This is a genomic window from Burkholderia sp. Ac-20345, from assembly GCF_017104825.1.
GTDB lineage: Bacteria > Pseudomonadota > Gammaproteobacteria > Burkholderiales > Burkholderiaceae > Burkholderia > Burkholderia lata_B.
Genome location: NZ_JAAGPO010000501.1, coordinates 1 through 1,096, shown reverse-complemented (window position 1 = coordinate 1,096; position 1,096 = coordinate 1). Strand labels below are relative to the sequence as shown.

Below are 1,096 nucleotides of genomic sequence, written 5' to 3'. Positions count from 1 at the left end.
TGGGCAGGCAGCGGCGAACGGCGGTCATGCGTCGGAATCCCTCGTGGCGGACAGGCCGGCACCGGCGCGCGCCGCGTCGCTGCGCGCAGCCGCGGCATCGCCGCCTTGCCAGAAATCGAAATAGTTGAACCAGTTGTACGGTGCCGCGCGGCAGTACTTGTCGAGCAGCGCGACGTAGCGCGCGAGCGCCGCGTCGACGGCCGCCGCGCGTGCGTCGCGCCGCACGTCGGAGAAATCGGCGAGCATCTCGAAGTGCACATCGTAGCGGTTGCCGTCGCGATAGAGGCCCGTCATGAAGATCACCGGGCGCTTCAACATCGCGGCCATGTAGAGCGGCCCGAGCGGGAACGCGGCCGGCGCGCCGAGCAGCGGCAGCCGGCGCAGCGACGCGGCCGCGTCGTCGAGCAGCGTGCGGTCGGCGAGCATGCCGACCATGCAGTTCGCATCGAGGCGCTCGCGCACCTTCAGCATCGAGTCGACCTGCCCGAGCGGAATCACTTCCGGCTGCGCGGCGGGATTCACCGCGGCAAGAGTCGCGTTGATCTTGCGCGCATTCTTCTCGTACATCGTGACGACGACGCGCAGGTCCGGGTGCGTGCGGCCGATCGCGCGCACGACCTCGAAGCTGCCGAGGTGCGCGCCCATCAGGAACGCACCGCGTCCGCCCGCGAGCGCCTCGTCGACGAGCGTTTCACCGTGCAGCCGGATGTCGAACAGGTCGAAGCGCCCGTTCATCAGGTAGACGCGGTCGTGGATGGTCGCCGCGAAGGTGAACACGTGCCGGTACACGTCGCGCCAGCGCGCGGGGCGGCCGAGCACGCGGCGCAGGTAGTCGCGCGACGCCGCGCACGCGACCGGCGAGAACAGCACGAAATACGTCGCGATCAGGTGCAGTACGATGCGCGCGCGCTGCCGGCCGAAGCGCAGCGAGATCCACGTCATCGCGCGCAGCAGGCCTGCGTTGCTGCGCTCCTGGCGTTCGGCCCACGTGGTGCGCTTCATGGCTGCGCGCCATCCTGCGCGGCCGGCGGTGCGGACAGCACGCCGCTTGCGACCTCGCGCGCGCCGGCGCGCAGCGTGAAGCGGATCGCGCCGA

General features: G+C 70.8%; 1 protein-coding gene. It reads right to left on the bottom strand.

What is annotated here, in order from left to right; translation table 11 throughout:
* Nucleotides 1-24: 24 nt before the first annotated feature.
* The gene (locus G3O06_RS48275; protein WP_205820461.1) at nucleotides 25-1,002 is read right to left on the bottom strand and encodes an acyl-CoA synthetase; all 978 of its coding nucleotides are present in this window, start codon (nucleotides 1,000-1,002) and stop codon (nucleotides 25-27) included.
* Between the last annotated feature and the right edge of the window lie 94 nt (nucleotides 1,003-1,096).

Coding starts and splice junctions, on each gene's coding strand:
- G3O06_RS48275 (WP_205820461.1), bottom strand. CDS start 1,002: ATGAAGCGCACCACGTGGGCCGAACGCCAGGAGCGCAGCAACGCAGGC.